The following is a 16,854-nucleotide window of genomic DNA, read 5'->3' as shown; positions in this document are numbered from 1 at the left end:
AAGGAGCGGAGTAGTACGATGAGAGTTGTAGTACAGCGTTGTAAGGACGCCAAAGTAACCGTGGATAAGGCAGTGACCGGAGAAATTGGCAAAGGCTTAATGCTGCTAGTTGGCGTTACGCATGAGGATACAGAAAAGGATGCCAAATATTTGGCGGATAAAATAGCAGGACTACGAATTTTTGAAGATGATGCTGGTAAAATGAACTACAGTGTCACAGAGACTGAGGGAGCAATTCTTTCAGTATCCCAGTTTACTTTATACGGGGATTGTCGTAAGGGGAGACGGCCGAATTTCATGGGAGCAGCAGCTCCCGCGGAGGCCGAGCGACTTTATGATTACTTTAACCAAGAGCTTAGAGCTGGCGGCCTTCAAGTGGAGACGGGGGTTTTTGGAGCGATGATGGATGTGTCGCTGACCAATTGGGGCCCGGTTACTCTCATTTTAGATAGCCGCAGTTAATGAAAAAAAGATGTCGAAAATTGCTTCTAGCGGAGCTAACTTTCGACATCTTTTTTTATTGTGGATGAGCAGTGAGTAAGAATCTTGTGCGGATAGAGCCTCTTGGAGCTGGATAAACTAAAGGTAGACAGTTATCCCGCACGATGCAAGGAGCCTAGTAATGAGACATTCACAGAAGGCATGGGTATGGAGAAGTATCCCGGCACTAGCGACAGGGAGTCCTGTAGAAGCCTATGCATTAGCCAAAAAGACGGAAGATGAAATTGAATCTCAAGTGATCAAAGGAAGAAGCCGTAATCTCTTACCGCGTACCTGAAATGGGTGGTGGAGGCGGCTTTTTGATGCGGTTAACCGGGGATATTTTCTGATTAGAGGTTAGAAATCATTGTGAGAAGGGTAATAGACGACAAGAAAGATAAATAAGTACCTATTCATTTGCACAAGCAGAGAGGAGAACTTATCACATGAGTAATGTTGCATTTTTACTAGCTAATGATTTTGAAGATTCTGAGATGAAGGTCCCTTACGATGAAGTTATAAAGGCAGGACATCAAGCTGACATTATTGGTTTAAAGAAGGGTGAGACCTTACTAGGCAAAAAGAAGGAAGTCTCCTACGCAGCCGATAAAGCCATAGCTGACGTTCAAGCAGGTAATTATGACGCGATAGTAATTCCTGGAGGTTCTTCCCCAGAAAATTTACGGCAAAATGCAGATATTTTGAAGTTTGTGAAAGAAGCAAACGAAGCTGGTAAGCCTATCGCTTCTATTTGCCACGGACCCCAAATTCTGATCAGTGCAGACTTGCTTAAAGGACGTACCATCACCTGTTATCCTCCGTTGAAAGATGATGTTGTGAATGCTGGTGCGGAGTTTAAAGATGAAGAGGTGGTAGTTGATCGTAATTACATTACTTCGCGTACCCCGAAAGATGAGCCTGCCTTCGTTCGTGAAATATTGAAGGTCCTGCAATAGCAATTAATAACACTGAGTCTTATAATCTAAAGGAGGTAATGGTAATGACCAGAAAAATCCAAGCATATTTTAGAACGGAAAATGAAGCAGAAGGTGCTAAAATAGCATTGATTAGTTACAAGGTAGATGGCTTGGAGGTATGGCCACTCACGGACCCTATTGGGGAAGATCGTAGAATTCTGTTTCCGATAGCCCCGTTTAGTAATACGACGTTAGCCGCAGGTACAGTGGGGACGCTTGGAACGGGTAGCACTCCGGCAGCTGGAGCTATGTTGGCCCCTGGTGTTGCCGCCTCCGAAACGCGTGATGAGCCTGAGACCCATTATAGCGTGGATGAAGACCAGGTTAGTGCGGATGTAGCAGATGGAGAGCTCGAAGATGGGGATTTAAGTAAACTTCGTTATGTGATGGACCTAAGTGTTGCAGAAGAGAATTATAATGAGGTTGTGGAAACCCTTCGGGGCAAAGGAGCATTTGTAGAGCAATTCGATTAACAACAATCTATTAAAATAAACCGCTTTCATGAATGTAATATAATCGTAATATTACATACATGTTTCCTTAATATAGCGTGTTTATAATAAAGGCATGACCCCCTTTTTAATAATATATGATGATGGACCTGCAGCATTTGGCTGCAGGTCATTTTTTTTGTAACGGTTGAAGTTAAAGGTCAAAAGTTGAAAGTTGTCGAATTTTTTATTCAGCTTCGCATTTCCTGCCTTGACTTTAGCACAGTAGTTCAGTAGAATTTAAAAATATACGATTTTATCATATGGTTTTGATGACGGGAACAAGTAATTCGAGGACCCACAACTCCAGAGAGGAATCCCCTGTAGATTCAGATGATATCCAGTACAATGGATGATCTATCGTTTCTGCTTGGCTGCAAGGATTCTGTTGATGAGCGAATGAATGACCTCCCCGAGAACGTACGGCGAAAGTGGGCAATGTATATTGCCGCTATCAGTAGCCGTTATGCGTAGGCGGGCGTTAACCGCTTTGAGCGGATTCAGAATGGTTCTGATCCGGAATGTGGGTGGTACCACGGGTGTATTATTGGTTATGATAATCCCTCGTCCCTGTTTTTTATAAACAGGGCGGGGGATTTTTTGTTTTGTTTAGCATGATGAAGTGATGAAGAGAGCAGATTTAGAGGGGTATTTTTTAGGAGGGATAGACTGTGGCTAAAGAAAGATTCGAGAAACCTACAGGAACGCAGGATGTGCTTCCGGGAGCTGTGGAGAAATGGCAGTATATTGAGGGGAAGGCTAGAGATTTATGCCGTCGTTTCAATTACCGTGAAATCCGTACACCGATGTTCGAGTATACGGGGTTATTCGAGCGTGGAGTAGGCGAAACAACGGATATTGTAGAAGGCGAGATGTACACGTTCAAGGATAAAGGCGATCGTGATCTGGCGCTGCGTCCAGAAGGAACGGCTGGTGTCGTTAGAGCTTATGTTCAGAACAAGCTTTACGGTGAACCTGATGTAAGTAAGCTGTATTATATCGGACCTATGTTCCGTTATGAGCGTCCACAGGCAGGTAGATATCGTCAATTCCATCAGTTTGGTATTGAGGCTTTTGGAGCTGTGGATCCGGCTATTGATGCGGAAGTAGTCTCCTTAGGCTATCAATTCTATAAGGATCTTGGCCTTAAGGATGTAAGAGTGGAAATCAATTCTGTCGGTAACGCACCTAGCCGTGCAGCTTATCGGGATAAATTATTGGGTTTCTTAAGACCAATGAAGGATACCCTTTGCAGTGACTGTCAGCGTCGTATTGAGCGTAATCCGCTTCGCGTGCTGGATTGTAAGGTAGATCAAGATAAATTTACAGATGCGCCTTCCATTTTGGATAGTCTGGACGAAGAGTGCACGACTCATTTTGAAAAGGTGAAGATGCACCTTGATATCATGGGTGTGGAATTCACCATTAACCCTCGACTTGTAAGAGGACTGGATTATTACACGCATACAGCGTTTGAATATAAAGCAGCAGGTATTGGTTCGATTGATACCGTGGGCGGCGGAGGCCGTTACAACGGTTTGGTTGAAGAAATTGGTGGACCGGATCAACCGGGTATTGGTTTTGGGATTGGACTTGAACGAATTCTCCTTATTTTGGAGGATCAGAAGGTAGAGCTGGAGACGGCGAAGCCACTGGATGTGTACTTCGTAGCTCTCGGTGAGGAAGCTGATATCGAAATCTCTAAGCAGCTATATATTCTGCGCAGCCAAGGGTTCTCAGCAGAACGTGACTACCTGGGCCGGAAAATGAAGGCACAGATGAAATCCGCAGACCGTATGTCGGCACGTTATACTGCGATTCTTGGCGAAGATGAGCTGAAGAATGGTGTAATTACCGTGAAGTCGATGAATACAGGGGAGCAGCGCACTGTGAAGCTGGATGAGCTGGGTCAGGCACTAGTTTAGACCATCTGACTAACGTCTTATGGTGACTGTATAGAGAAAGATTAAAATTGTATTTTTAACCATGAAGGGGAATGATAAATTATGCAAAGAAGTCATCAGTGTGGACAATTAACACCAGAACATATTGGACAGACGGTAACCTTGAACGGATGGGTGCAGACTCGCCGTGACCTTGGGGGCGTACTATTTATTGATCTGCGTGACAGAAGCGGTATTGTACAAGTTGTATTTAACCCAGACTACTCTGGCGAAGCCTTACAAATTGCTGATAAGGTTCGTAGTGAATACGTCCTGGCTGTTAAAGGTAAAGTTGTTAAACGTGATGAGGAAACCATTAACCGCAACCTGCCAACAGGTGAAATTGAAGTTCAAATTACGGACATTGAAGTGCTGAACGCAGCTAAGACACCTCCGTTCTTCATCGAGGATGGTGTGGAAGTAGACGAGTCTCTGCGTCTCAAATATCGCTATTTGGACCTTCGTCGTCCGGAGATGCAAAGAACCTTGCTGCTTCGCTCGAAAGCTTCTAAGATTTTCCGTGATTTCCTTGACAGTGAAGGATTCATCGACGTAGAAACACCGATCCTAACTAAGAGCTCACCGGAAGGCGCGCGTGATTATCTGGTACCAAGCCGTGTGCATGAAGGCGAATTCTTCGCATTGCCGCAATCTCCACAAATCTACAAGCAATTGTTGATGGTGGGCGGCGTTGAGCGCTATTATCAAATTGCTCGTTGTTTCCGTGATGAAGATTTGCGTGCTGACCGTCAGCCTGAATTCACTCAAGTCGACATCGAGACTTCATTCCTGTCACAAGATGAACTGCTTGGTATGATGGAGAAGCTGATGCAGCGTCTGTTCAAAGAAACTGTAGGAGCAGATATCGAGCTTCCGTTCCAACGGTTGACTTATGCTGATGCTATGGGCAAATACGGTTCTGACAAACCTGATCTGCGTTTTGGATTAGAGCTTGTAGAAATGAACGATATTGTTGCTACTAGTGGAGTTAAGGTATTCGCTTCTGTAATCGAAAAAGGCGGCGAAGTGAAATGTCTAAATGCTAAAGGCTGTGGCACTTGGACTCGTAAAGAAATCGATGATCTCGGACCTTATGCTGCTCGCTATGGCGCGAAAGGCTTGGCATGGATTCAAGTGAAAGACGGCGAATTCAAAGGGCCGATTGTGAAATTCTTCTCCGAAGAAGAAATTGCGGCTGTGAAGGAACGTACAGGCGCTGAAGAAGGCGACCTTCTCCTCTTCTCCGCTGATAATAAAAAGGTTGTAGCAGACGTTCTAGGCGCCCTTCGAGTTAAAATTGGACGTCAGCTCGGTCTGATTGACGATAACGTGTTCAAGTTCGCTTGGGTTACAGACTTCCCACTCCTTGGATATGACGAAGATCAGAAACGTTATGTAGCAGAACACCATCCGTTCACTCGTCCACGTGAAGAGGATCTGCATCTATTTGACACAGATCCAGGTGCGATCCGTGCACAAGCTTATGACATCGTTCTGAACGGTTATGAAGTAGGCGGAGGCTCCATGCGGATTTACAAACGCGAAGTACAGGAGAAAATGTTCGAAGCCCTTGGATTTACGAAAGAGGTTGCTTATGAGAAGTTCGGCTACCTGATGGATGCGTTCGAATATGGTACACCTCCACACGGTGGTATCGCTTTCGGTTTAGATCGTCTAGTTATGCTGCTGTCCGGTCGTACAAATCTGCGTGAAACCATCGCATTCCCGAAAACGGCAAGTGCAACAGATCTACTTATGGATGCACCTTCGCCAGTAGATGGTTCACAATTGGAGCAGCTGCACATTAAGCTGGCGCTTAAACCGAAGAAAGAAAAAGAATAATTAACTAATCGAAGCGGGCGAGGCAGATTTCTGCTTCGCCAAAGCTTTTGAAGGAGGCTGAACCTCATGCTACATCAGTTCTCACGCACGGAACTGGCGATCGGACCGGAAGGTCTGGAAATAATGAAGAACAGCACGGTAGCGGTGCTTGGCATCGGCGGTGTTGGCGGTATAGCAGTTGAGGCTTTGGCGCGTACCGGCATCGGCAGACTGATTCTGATAGATAAGGACACTGTAGACATCACCAATGTAAACCGCCAGATTCATGCACTCACAACTACGGTTGGGCAGAAGAAGGCTGAACTGATGGTAGACCGTGTGAAGTTGATCAATCCGGAATGCGAAGCGATTGCGCTCAACATGTTCTATACGGAAGAAACCTATGAGGAATTGTTCAAATTAAAACCTGATTATGTACTTGATGCTTCGGATACGATTATTTATAAGGTTCACATAATCAAAGAATGTCTGTCCCGTGGAATTCCAATGATCTCAAGCATGGGCGCTGCCAACAAAATGGATCCTACAAGATTCCAGGTAGCGGACATTTCCAAGACAACTTATGACCCTATTGCGCGTGTCATTCGTCAGAAGCTGCGTAAGGAAGGAATTAAGAAAGGCGTGAAGGTGGTTTTCTCTACGGAGCCGCCAATGAAGCCACGTCAAGATGTTACGGATAAGATCGTTCCGGAGAATGCGCCGGATCGACGTAAAGCGAAACAACCACCAGCTAGTAACGCCTTCGTTCCGCCGGTAGCAGGCCTGATCATGGTCAGTGTTGCCGTGCGTGATTTGCTTGAGGCTGGAGGCGTCAGCGTGTAAGTGAATCGCTGAGCTGAAGCTGTTTCAATTATAGCGATAGTAGTAGTAAAATGGACCAAAAGGGCGACCAGCTGAAATCCAGTTGCGTACGCCCTTTTGTTGTGGTTAACAGGCGGGTCTGCAAGATGCAGACCACAAATAGGCATAATAGTAGAACCGGGATGAACCGTTGATTATAAGCCTTATTATCCGGGTAATATCCGCCTGCGGAACTTAATATCAGTGGAGGTTTTTGTACATGAAATCAAATTTTTGGCGAAATAGTGTAGGGCTTGCACCTGAGAATGACTGGAAACGGGAGTGGGCTGCAGGGATCCTTTCGTATTTTGCTTCGGTATACATTGTAATGGTGAATGCGACCATTCTTCATGACGCGGGTATGCCGCTTAGACCAGCAATGGTGGCTACACTATTGACTGCCATTACAGGCTGTCTACTGATGGCCTTCGGTGGGAAGACACCAATCATCGTGGTACCAGGGATGGGGATAAACGCATTTTTCACATACACACTTGTACATTCAATGAATTTAGGTTGGAGAGAGGCACTTACTGTAGTTGTAATAACCGGTGTGTTATTCGCTATCGTGGCCTTCACATCGCTTTATCGTATTCTAAGTGAGGCGATTCCTCAAAACCTACAGCATGCCATTACAGTCGGGATAGGGCTTTTTCTGACCTTTATAGGACTGCAAAAAAGCGGGATTGTGATTGCGCATCAGACCACGTTTGTTGCTATAGGACATTTTAGCGATCCAGCAGTTATCACTTCCTGTGTAACCTTGTTACTCGCTTTAGTACTGTTTATCCGTGGGACCAACGGTGGTTTGCTTATCAGTATGCTGGTTGGTACAGGTCTAGCCTACTTGCTGGGAGCGGCTCACGCGCCTGAGAAGCAGGCATCCGGTCATGTATTTACGGGATATGAAAGCTTATTTCTGGGAATGGACTGGAGCGGCATAGTGAGCCTTGTGTTCTGGATTGCTGTTTTCTTACTGCTCTTAATTGTTGTATTTGAAAATATTGGGCTAGTCGCCTCACAGACTATGATGGCAGGGCGTCCTGAGCGCTTCAAGAGTAGCTTACGAGCACTCTCTATTGCCAATATCGCTGCAGGTCTCTTCGGAAGCAGTCCTGTAGTAGCCGCTGCGGAATCTAATGCAGGTATTGCTGCAGGTGGACGTTCGGGACTGACCTCACTCGTGGCAGGACTGCTGTTCGGGGCGACATTCCTGTTCCTCCCTCTGCTCTCCTACATTCCAGACAGTGCTATCGCTCCGATCTTGATTGTAATCGGTGGGCTTATGGTACAGAATGTGCGTGAAATGGACTTGGGAGATTTAACAGAGCTCTTTCCTTCTTTCCTAATCATGGTCATGATTCCATTCACCTATAGCATCGTAGATGGTATGGCTTTTGGATTTATTACTTATCCGATCGTGAAGCTTGCGGTGGGCAAGGGCAAGGAAGTACCTCCTGCGCTGTATGGGATTGCGGGCTTATTTGTAGCTAACTTTATTTTGCAAGCTGTGCTGTAGTCGTATGTTGGCTTGAAAGATTTGGTATTTTAGTGCTGATTATGCTACAATGGGTATCCTTTTTGCGTGAGAAGAGGGAATGAGGAGAATGAAAATTTAAGCTCGATAAACTTTTAGGAGGTAACTGAAATTGGAAGACAACTTTCAAAGTGCCTATCAAGAGGAAGAAGACAGGCTGAATCAAGCGCTTACTGAGATTGACACCTTACTGGAGAAACTTAACCAGACTCCGGTGTACACGGGACATGATTATACGGAACAGGTGTTAGAAGCGAACCGTGATCAGAAGCGCAAAGATCTTGCCAAGCTTCGGCAGGAGCCTTATTTCGGACGGCTTGATTTTCAGGGCAATGATGAGAAGCAGCGGAAGGCACTCTATATAGGCAAAATCGGCGTAGACCGCGAGCAGGTAAGCGACCGTCCGTTAGTCATCGACTGGCGCGCACCGGTAGCAAGCCTGTTCTATTCGTTTACCGGTGGTACGGAGCCTGCCTCCTATGAAGCTCCTGAGGGGCTGATAGAAGGACTGGTATACCTCAAGCGCAACGTAGTGATCCGGAAGCAGATTCTGGAGCGGGTCGCAGATACGTACAACCGGGAGAGTGACGCACCTGTGGTGTCAGATGAGTTTCTCGTCTATCGCCTGGGTGAGAACAAAGATAATCGTCTCCGCGATATCGTATCGACCATTCAGGAGGAACAGGACAAGATTATCCGTGCCGCCAAAAATACAGCATTGATCATACAGGGCGTAGCGGGAAGTGGTAAAACTACAGTTGCACTACACCGTTTAGCCTTTCTGCTGTATCAATACAAAGATCAGGTCTCTGCAGAAAAAATGATTATTTTTGCACCGAACCGAATGTTTCTGGATTATATTTCGGATGTACTGCCTGAACTTGGTGTAGGAAATATTGCCCAGAGCACCTTCCCGGATTGGGCTGCAAATGTACTAGGTCTGGAGCTTCCAGAGCAAGATGCTACGGAGACGATGAACCGTTGGTTCGAAACTCCGGGCGGCATGCCTGTGATTACAGAAGAGACACCTGGACGCTTCAAGGGTTCTACGGTGTTGATGGGAATCATAGAGTCCAGCATCAAGCTATTGGAAAGCAGCTCGGTACCTGAGGGTGATTTTATCCCATGGGAAGGTGCTGTACTGCGCCGCTCCATGATCTTGCGCTGGCATAATGAGGAGTACGCCCCTTATCCACCAGCGAAGCGTAAGGAACGTGTAATGGCACGGATACATCGCTGGATTGAGATGGAGTTGAAGAAGAGTCCGTCAGCTGCAGCTATGAAGGATCGCAAGAAAAAAGGTGCTGCGCGAGAAAAAGCATATAGTGCAAAATGGCCTAAGTATGATCCGCTGACGATCTATAAGCAAATCTTTCGTGCGGCTAAAGTCCCGGAAGATTGGCCGGTGGATCCACCTGAGAATATTCCAGCAGCTGTGCTGAAGGAAACGGCAAAAGAGCTGAAAAAAGGGATTATACGTGAAGAGGATTTACCACCTCTGTTATATATTTATTATCTTTTGAATGGGAACGAAGGCGGCGCTCGTTTTGATCATGTGGTGATCGATGAAGCCCAGGATTTCTCCCCCTTCCAAATTGCCGTGCTGGATTTATACGTGCGTGGACATTCCTTTACCATTCTAGGCGATCTGTCGCAGGGTATACACGCTTATAAAGGCGTACACGCATGGGAAGAGATGCAGACCTTATTTGCCCCTGAGAACACGGCTTACCATGCGTTGACACGCAGCTATCGTTCAACCATGGAAATTATAGACTTTGCTAATGGAATTCTATCCTCGGGAGTAGAAAGTTCGTTGTTGGCTGTTCCTGTCTTTCGTAGTGGTGACCCTGTTAGGATGATCTCCTACGGAGAAATAGTCGGAGAACGGGAAGCTGAAGGAAATGCTCGTTTGAGTACTATACAATCGGCACTGAAGTCCCTGTCTGGAAGGGAATATCGTACGGTGGCTGTGCTGACACGTAGTCTACGTGAAGCCACAGAGCTGTACGCTGAACTAGAGCAGCATTTTGAAGATATTCATCTGATCGACGGTAGTATGACTCAATATCAGGGTGGATTATCGGTACTACCTGTGTATTTATCTAAAGGTTTGGAATTTGATGCGGTCATCTTAGCAGATGCCGATCAAGACCATTACGGAGCGACAGCATGGGATGCGAAGCTGATGTATGTAGGTTGTACACGAGCGCTTCACGAGCTGTGGTTACTCCATAATGGGGAAATGCCTTCCTATGTGCAAACGGCGGTTGAAAGCGATTCTGAGGGGAACTAAGACTGGTGGAGAACAGTTATAACTGTTTTTGAACTTGTAACTCCCCTACGGGTATGGCTTAATAATAAGTGTCCGGCCGGGCAAGAACACTTCTGGAAGGAGGCTGAGTGAAATGATTTCAGTATACGAGGTGGTTTCCGTCTAAGACGGAAACCCGCTTAAAGCGAGGAGGCCGTAAGGCCTCCTTATTTCAAAACATGAGATATATGTACCGATTATTCATTAGGATTACGAAATGTGAATTAGAATGTAGACGCTACCAAGAGGTTTTTATATAATGAAATTACGGATTTTTCCAAATATGAGGAGAAGAAAGGAGGCAGGTGACGTGGAAATTACTTTATCAGTAGTTGACGGACGCATAGGAACACACCTGTTGAAGGAGGAAATGCAAGTTGAGTTATGTAAATGGGAAGGATGTGCTCCCCCCTGGCTTGCTCAAAGAGCTTCAGGGATACATCCAAGGTGAACTGCTCTACATCCCGAAGAAAACGGAAGAGCGGGTTAGATGGGGCGAGAACAGCGGTTCGAGGAAAGAGATAGCAAACCGCAATGAGGAAATTTTCAGTTGTCATCGAAAAGGCGATTCCGTAGCAGAGCTTCAGAAGAAGTATCATCTGTCTGAAGAGAGCATTCGAAAAATCATATCAAAAATGCGGCTGGCAATAAATTGCTAGCGTACAGTTCAAGCATAAACGCCTTTGGCGTCCCTATAAGGACGGTAAGCGTTTATGCGAGAAATAATAAGGATAAAGTATAGCGTGGAACCTATACTTTCGTATATTTTGAAAAAAGAGCATGGCTCCCGCCTTTCTAAGACGAGATCATGCTCTTTTTATTTTTTTGTGAAAAATAAGTCTATGGTATGATAATGGGAGATGTACATTGGCTTTTATAAGAATATAGCAAGGAAGTGGAGTTATGGATTTATTTTCTATGGGAGAGGACAACGGGAGCGGACGGTTGCTTGCGGACCGAATGAGACCGGAGAATCTGGATGAATATATTGGTCAAGAACATATCATAGGCCGGGGAAAGCTGTTGCGAAGAGCGATCGAGGCAGACCAGGTCTCTTCGATTTTGCTCTATGGACCTCCTGGATGTGGTAAAACAACATTAGCTCATATCATTTCTCATCACACACAAGGTGAATTCGTACGCCTGAATGCGGTGGAGGCTTCTGTGAAGGATGTGCGGGAGGTCATTGAACGAGCTCAAAATAATAAAACACTTTATGGTTCTAAGACGATTCTTTTTCTGGATGAGGTGCATCGGTTTAACAGTTCACGTCAGGACGCGCTATTGCCAGCAGTAGAAAAAGGTACCATTACATTTATTGGCGCAACTACGGAGAACCCGTTCCATTACGTTAACGGAGCACTTATGAGCCGTTCTACCTTGTTTCAGCTAGAGGCGCTAACGAGTGAACACAGTCTGGTCGCGATGCGCAGAGCTTTAGCAGACAAGGATAGAGGGCTTGGATTCATGGAGCTTCAGGTCGATGAAGAAGCATTGCTGCATATTGCTACCATGGCTAATGGAGATATCAGGCGGGCTTTAAATGCTCTGGAACTTGCAGCGTTAACTACTGCTCCAGAGGTAGACGGGAGTGTGCATATCACGCTGGAGGTGGCGGAAGAGTCGATTCGGCGCCCCATTGTGAAGGCAGATGAATCGACGCAGTATGATGTTCTATCTGCTTTTCACAAAAGCATTCGAGGTTCTAGTGATGCCGCCTTGTTCTGGTTTCTATATGCGGTAGAGAAATTGGGGATGGACCCGATGACTTTTATTCGTCGACTAATTGCAGCGAGCAGTGAGGATATTGGCTTAGCTAATCCCCAGGCTATGGTCCAAGCGGTGAGTGCGCTTGAAGCCTATAGAAATAACGGTTGGCCAGAAGCGAAGCTGAACATTGCGCAAGCCATTCTTTTCGCGGTGGAGAGTCCGAAGTCTAATGCCGTCTATACTGCTATTTCAAATGCAATGGCGAGTATGGATGAGATTAAATCCGCCGAGGTACCGCTACATTTACGTGATACACACTATAAAGGTGCTACTGCTCTAGGGCATGAAGGGTATCAATATCCGCACAATTTTCCGGGGCATTATGTGAAGCAGGAGTATCTGCCTAAGGAGATTTCTCAGCGTGTCTTTTATCAAGCGACCGAGCAAGGGAATGAAATTAAAATCCGTCATAACCAACGACTCCGACGAGAACAATAATCCACCAGTGACTGTAGTATCTTCCATTTTAATGCTAATAAGCAAATAAATTTAATGTAACACAAAAAATATTTATTCCAAAAAAAGGCGGCCTAGAGCCGTTTTTTTGTTGTCTGCGTTACTTTTAATCACATGAACGAATTTTTTTTATAGGAAAAGATTGATAATTTACCATAAGTTAATTAAAATGAACTACAAAGTTACGGAGAAACAAGTTTTAATTCCGATGGAAGTACTTGTACCATTCTTAATGGTGTTAATAATCATAACAGTCAATGTTTGATATGTTTCATGAAAAGAATGCTGTTATATCAAAATTTACATAATATTTCATTGGGTAAATTTTGAAACTTTTGCCGTTAGGGGGATTAATTTGAGCGAAGAATTACTAGAAATCAAGAATTTGTCCACATCGTTCAGAATCGTAGATGACTATTATGCTGCAGTAGACGATGTTACCCTGTCCGTTCGTAAAAATGAGATTCTTGCCATTGTTGGAGAATCCGGCTCAGGAAAAAGTGCGCTCGCCTTTTCAATTATGGGATTGCACACAAGGGCCAAAATAGACGGAGAAATCAAATACAAAGGTCAGGATATCGTTACTATGTCTCCTGCTGCACTCAACAAGCTGCGCGGTCAAGAAATGTCTATGATTTTTCAAGATCCTTTATCCGCATTAAATCCACTCATGATTATCGGTTCACAGATTGAAGAAGTACTCATCCTACATGATTCCAAGCTTTCGAAGAAGCAAAGAAAAGAGAAGGTCATTGATCTTTTGACCAAGGTTGGAATCTCCCGTCCCGAACATACATATCAGCAGTACCCCCACGAATTATCTGGTGGAATGAGGCAGAGGGTTGTGATTGCTATTGCGATTGCCAACGGCCCCAAGCTTTTGATCGCCGATGAGCCGACTACGGCACTAGATGTAACCATCCAATTGCAAATTCTTGAACTTATAAAAAAATTAAAAAACGATATGCAAGCAGGCATTATCTTAATTACCCATGACCTAGGGGTTGTGAGTGAAATGGCTGACCGGGTTGCGGTAATGTACGCCGGGCAAATCGTAGAAATCGCAGATATTTATACGTTAACGTCTAATCCAAAGCATCCGTATACAAGATCCTTGTTGAACTCCATTCCAACCGTTAAAGAAGAGAAGTCTAGACTTCATGTGATTCAGGGAATTGTCCCACCATTACAGAACCTTCCGCGTAAAGGATGCCGTTTCGCGGCCCGAACACCTTGGATTCCGGAATGGGAGCATGAGGAAAATCCGCAGCTGCATGAAGTAGCCCCAGGGCATTTTGTTCGCTGCACCTGCCATAATAACTTTCATTTCCCGGATACTAACGAGGAGGCAATCTACAATGGGACTTCTTGAGGTTAAAAATTTAGCAGTTCATTTTCCAATCCACGGCGGCGTTTTTCGAAGAGAAATTGGCGTAGTCAAGGCAGTTGATAATGTTAGTTTTACTATTGAAGCAGGCAAAACTTACGGTTTGGTTGGTGAATCCGGATCAGGTAAGACGACTACTGGTCGTGGAATCATTGGACTCAATTCTATTACTAGCGGTAGTGTGATTTTTGAAGGACAGGATTTGGCTTCAAAGGGTGTACGTAAGCAAAAAAATATCCGCAAGGACATTCAGATGATCTTTCAGGATCCGTACTCTTCCTTGAATCCTAAGAAACGTGTGCTGGATATTATTGCTGAACCCTTACGTAATTTCGAAAAGATGTCTCCGGGCGAAGAAAAAAGACGTGTGCAGGAATTGCTTTTGCAGGTTGGATTAAGCCCTGAAAATATTCTTAAATATCCGCATGAATTCTCAGGCGGTCAACGGCAGCGGATCGGTATTGCAAGAGCTATTGCGCTTAAACCGAAGTTGATTATTGCGGATGAACCTGTCTCTGCGCTGGATGTTTCCGTACAGGCACAGGTGCTCAATTTTATGCAGGATATTCAAAAAGAACTGAATCTTACGTTTCTGTTCATCAGTCATGATCTCGGAATCATTAGGCATATGTGTGATCACATTGGGATTATGTATAAAGGACGTCATGTGGAGCAAGGGACTGCTAAAGATATTTTTGACAATCCTCGCCATATTTATACCAAACGTCTAATTGCTGCCATTCCTGATATTGATCCTAAGCAAAGAGAGAAGCAGACAGAGTTTAGAAAATCAGTAAGTCTGGAATATGAACAAGCGCACCGGAATTATTTTGATGAACAAGGCATGCCTTATCCATTGAAATCCATTTCCGAGACTCATCTGGTAGCCTTGCCTGAGAAAGGTTGAGATATATGTGGAAGATTATTGTTCGTAGAATTCTTATTATGATTCCTCAAATATTTCTATTAAGTATTCTTGTTTTTCTAATGGCGAAGGCGATGCCGGGAGATGCGTTATCAGGGATGCTTGATCCAAATATTGATCCTGCGGCCATCGATGCGATGAGAGAAAAGCTAGGCTTAAATGATCCGTGGTACATCCAGTACTGGGATTGGATCACTAAAGCGATTCAAGGTGATTTTGGTCAATCCTTCCGTTTCAAAATGCCTGTATCAGAGCTTATCGGTCAACGCCTCATGAATACACTTTGGCTGGCGATTGTCACGCTGATCCTTACATACCTTATTGCTATTCCACTTGGTATTACTAGCGGTCGTTATAACGATTCATGGCTGGATCGCCTCATTACTGGATACACCTATATTGGCTTTGCCGCACCATTGTTTATTTTCGCTCTCTTAATGGTATGGCTCTTCGGATTTCATCTTCATTGGTTTCCTACTAGCGGCAGTGTTAGTCCTGGAGAAGTTCCGGGTACGCTAAGCCACTTCTGGAGTAAGTTATACCATTTGCTACTCCCTGCTTTATCAATGGCGCTGATTGCAACGGTAGGAACGGTACAGTATTTGCGAAATGAGATCATTGATACGAAACAAAAGGATTTCATCCTCACGGCAAGAGCCAAAGGCGCTTCAGAGTCTCGTGTATATAATCGCCATATTTTGCGTAATTCCTTACTGCCGATTGCTGCATTTTTCGGGTATGAGATTACTGGGCTCATTGGTGGTACGGTGTTCGTTGAAAGTATCTTCAGCTATCCGGGTATGGGTATGCTGTTCCTCAGCTCGATAACGATCCGGGATTTCAGCGTAGTAACGGCCCTAGTTCTTCTGTATGGGGTTGCTGCCATCGTCGGTGCGTTGTTATCAGACATTATCTTAAGTATCGTAGATCCTCGTATCCGGATTAAATAAGAAGATGAACACTTTGAGGTGAATGAAATGGCAAAGACAAGCGCAGAGATAGCTCTGCTGCAGGAAACAGATAAAAGTCCATCAGGCTTCAGAATTGTTTGGCGAGAGATTATCCGGGATAAATTGGCTTTGGTCTCACTGGTTTTCCTATTTGCGATTATCGCCGCTGTTTATGGGATTTCCTTATTTTTAGATCAAAAAGAAATTGTTACGGTTGACTTGTTCGCCCTGTATGAGAAGCCTTCGGCTGTACACTGGCTGGGGACCGATTATGGAGGACGGGATGTATTCGGTCAATTAATTATAGGCACGCGAAATTCCATGTCGATTGCTTTTATGGTTACTTTTTTTACGGGAGTCATCGGTATTCTAGTAGGTTTGATCTCAGGTTACTTTGGTGGAACGATAGATAATATTTCGATGCGTGTTGTAGATTTCTTCATGATTTTGCCTTTTATAATGATTGTTATAGCTTTTGTGAGTGCAGTTCCTAAATACAATACGTTAACCTTCTCCTTTATCATGACTGCCTTTCTATGGATGGGGATTGCCAGGTTAATTCGTTCCAAGACGTTACAAGAGAAGGAACTGGATTACGTTCAGGCATCTAAGACCCTTGGTTCCTCCAATCTGAAAATAATGTTCACACAAGTGCTGCCGAACTTAAGCTCAATCATTATCGTCACGATGACTTTAAATTTGGCAGCTAATATTGGATTGGAATCAGGCCTATCCTTTCTAGGTTTTGGTTTTCCAGAAAGTACACCCAGTCTGGGTACTCTTGTAAGCTATGCGAGAAATCCGCAAACGCTTGAGTTCAGATGGTGGATCTGGTTACCCGCATCACTGCTGATCTTGGTACTGATGTTGAGTATAAATAATGTGGGTCAAGCGCTCAAACGTGCGACCGACGCAAGACAAAGAAAAGGATAATAAGGGAGG

Annotated in this window: 16 protein-coding genes; all 16 read left to right on the top strand. The window is 44.8% G+C overall.

The features are described from left to right. Window positions 1–18 precede the first annotated feature (18 nt). Window positions 19–462, top strand: coding sequence for a D-aminoacyl-tRNA deacylase (gene dtd, locus MHI27_RS24290; protein WP_076284841.1), 444 nt, complete (start codon window positions 19–21; stop codon window positions 460–462). Between the two features lie 160 nt (window positions 463–622). After that, on the top strand, window positions 623–778 hold the full coding sequence (locus MHI27_RS24285; RefSeq protein ID WP_179085778.1) for a hypothetical protein: 156 nt from the start codon (window positions 623–625) through the stop codon (window positions 776–778). A gap of 148 nt (window positions 779–926) precedes the next feature. Continuing rightward, window positions 927–1,436, top strand: a complete 510-nt coding sequence (locus tag MHI27_RS24280) for a type 1 glutamine amidotransferase domain-containing protein (protein WP_076284837.1) — start codon at window positions 927–929, stop codon at window positions 1,434–1,436. Between the two features lie 44 nt (window positions 1,437–1,480). Beyond that, entirely contained in the window at window positions 1,481–1,930 is a 450-nt protein-coding gene (locus MHI27_RS24275; RefSeq protein ID WP_076284836.1) for a hypothetical protein, read from the top strand. Window positions 1,931–2,296: 366 nt separating this feature from the next. After that, the gene (locus MHI27_RS24270) at window positions 2,297–2,422 is read left to right on the top strand and encodes a hypothetical protein (protein WP_256716317.1); all 126 of its coding nucleotides are present in this window, start codon (window positions 2,297–2,299) and stop codon (window positions 2,420–2,422) included. 197 nt (window positions 2,423–2,619) lie between these two features. Continuing rightward, window positions 2,620–3,873 carry a histidine--tRNA ligase gene (gene hisS, locus MHI27_RS24265; protein ID WP_405174863.1) on the top strand — a complete coding sequence of 418 codons (1,254 nt, stop codon included), beginning with the start codon at window positions 2,620–2,622 and terminating at the stop codon, window positions 3,871–3,873. Window positions 3,874–3,954: 81 nt separating this feature from the next. Then, window positions 3,955–5,733, top strand: coding sequence for an aspartate--tRNA ligase (gene aspS / locus MHI27_RS24260; RefSeq protein ID WP_042191089.1), 1,779 nt, complete (start codon window positions 3,955–3,957; stop codon window positions 5,731–5,733). 66 nt (window positions 5,734–5,799) lie between these two features. Continuing rightward, on the top strand, window positions 5,800–6,555 hold the full coding sequence (locus tag MHI27_RS24255) for a ThiF family adenylyltransferase (RefSeq protein ID WP_042191088.1): 756 nt from the start codon (window positions 5,800–5,802) through the stop codon (window positions 6,553–6,555). 238 nt (window positions 6,556–6,793) lie between these two features. Next, window positions 6,794–8,092: an NCS2 family permease gene (locus MHI27_RS24250; RefSeq protein ID WP_042191085.1), complete on the top strand. Its 1,299-nt coding sequence runs from the start codon at window positions 6,794–6,796 to the stop codon at window positions 8,090–8,092. Window positions 8,093–8,222: 130 nt separating this feature from the next. After that, the gene (locus MHI27_RS24245; RefSeq protein ID WP_405174862.1) at window positions 8,223–10,406 is read left to right on the top strand and encodes a HelD family protein; all 2,184 of its coding nucleotides are present in this window, start codon (window positions 8,223–8,225) and stop codon (window positions 10,404–10,406) included. A 395-nt stretch (window positions 10,407–10,801) separates the two neighbouring features. Next, a complete protein-coding gene (locus MHI27_RS24240; protein WP_042191081.1) occupies window positions 10,802–11,083 on the top strand; it encodes a CD3324 family protein in 282 nt (93 codons plus the stop codon). 244 nt (window positions 11,084–11,327) lie between these two features. Then, window positions 11,328–12,632: a replication-associated recombination protein A gene (locus MHI27_RS24235; RefSeq protein ID WP_076284834.1), complete on the top strand. Its 1,305-nt coding sequence runs from the start codon at window positions 11,328–11,330 to the stop codon at window positions 12,630–12,632. A 373-nt stretch (window positions 12,633–13,005) separates the two neighbouring features. After that, complete coding sequence (locus MHI27_RS24230; protein WP_076284833.1) at window positions 13,006–14,022, top strand: ABC transporter ATP-binding protein; 1,017 nt, start codon at window positions 13,006–13,008, stop codon at window positions 14,020–14,022. Beyond that, complete coding sequence (locus tag MHI27_RS24225; RefSeq protein ID WP_076284832.1) at window positions 14,009–14,944, top strand: ABC transporter ATP-binding protein; 936 nt, start codon at window positions 14,009–14,011, stop codon at window positions 14,942–14,944. The genes MHI27_RS24230 and MHI27_RS24225 overlap by 14 nt, the downstream gene beginning before the upstream one ends. A gap of 5 nt (window positions 14,945–14,949) precedes the next feature. After that, complete coding sequence (opp4B, locus tag MHI27_RS24220) at window positions 14,950–15,912, top strand: oligopeptide ABC transporter permease (protein ID WP_076284831.1); 963 nt, start codon at window positions 14,950–14,952, stop codon at window positions 15,910–15,912. Between the two features lie 27 nt (window positions 15,913–15,939). Next, on the top strand, window positions 15,940–16,845 hold the full coding sequence (locus MHI27_RS24215) for an ABC transporter permease (RefSeq protein ID WP_076284830.1): 906 nt from the start codon (window positions 15,940–15,942) through the stop codon (window positions 16,843–16,845). Window positions 16,846–16,854: the final 9 nt, after the last annotated feature.

This window comes from Paenibacillus sp. FSL H8-0261 (assembly GCF_045040645.1).
Taxonomy (GTDB): domain Bacteria; phylum Bacillota; class Bacilli; order Paenibacillales; family Paenibacillaceae; genus Paenibacillus_AQ.
The sequence above is the reverse complement of the archived record's forward strand: the minus strand, read 5'-3'. Positions and strand labels throughout refer to the sequence as shown.

Bases quoted from the DNA above. Each gene is read 5' to 3' on its own strand.
- dtd (WP_076284841.1), top strand. From the start codon at position 19: ATGAGAGTTGTAGTACAGCGTTGTAAGGACGCCAAAGTAACCGTGGAT.
- MHI27_RS24285 (WP_179085778.1), top strand. From the start codon at position 623: ATGAGACATTCACAGAAGGCATGGGTATGGAGAAGTATCCCGGCACTA.
- MHI27_RS24280 (WP_076284837.1), top strand. From the start codon at position 927: ATGAGTAATGTTGCATTTTTACTAGCTAATGATTTTGAAGATTCTGAG.
- MHI27_RS24275 (WP_076284836.1), top strand. From the start codon at position 1,481: ATGACCAGAAAAATCCAAGCATATTTTAGAACGGAAAATGAAGCAGAA.
- MHI27_RS24270 (WP_256716317.1), top strand. From the start codon at position 2,297: ATGGATGATCTATCGTTTCTGCTTGGCTGCAAGGATTCTGTTGATGAG.
- aspS (WP_042191089.1), top strand. From the start codon at position 3,955: ATGCAAAGAAGTCATCAGTGTGGACAATTAACACCAGAACATATTGGA.
- MHI27_RS24255 (WP_042191088.1), top strand. From the start codon at position 5,800: ATGCTACATCAGTTCTCACGCACGGAACTGGCGATCGGACCGGAAGGT.
- MHI27_RS24250 (WP_042191085.1), top strand. From the start codon at position 6,794: ATGAAATCAAATTTTTGGCGAAATAGTGTAGGGCTTGCACCTGAGAAT.
- MHI27_RS24235 (WP_076284834.1), top strand. From the start codon at position 11,328: ATGGATTTATTTTCTATGGGAGAGGACAACGGGAGCGGACGGTTGCTT.
- MHI27_RS24225 (WP_076284832.1), top strand. From the start codon at position 14,009: ATGGGACTTCTTGAGGTTAAAAATTTAGCAGTTCATTTTCCAATCCAC.
- opp4B (WP_076284831.1), top strand. From the start codon at position 14,950: ATGTGGAAGATTATTGTTCGTAGAATTCTTATTATGATTCCTCAAATA.
- MHI27_RS24215 (WP_076284830.1), top strand. From the start codon at position 15,940: ATGGCAAAGACAAGCGCAGAGATAGCTCTGCTGCAGGAAACAGATAAA.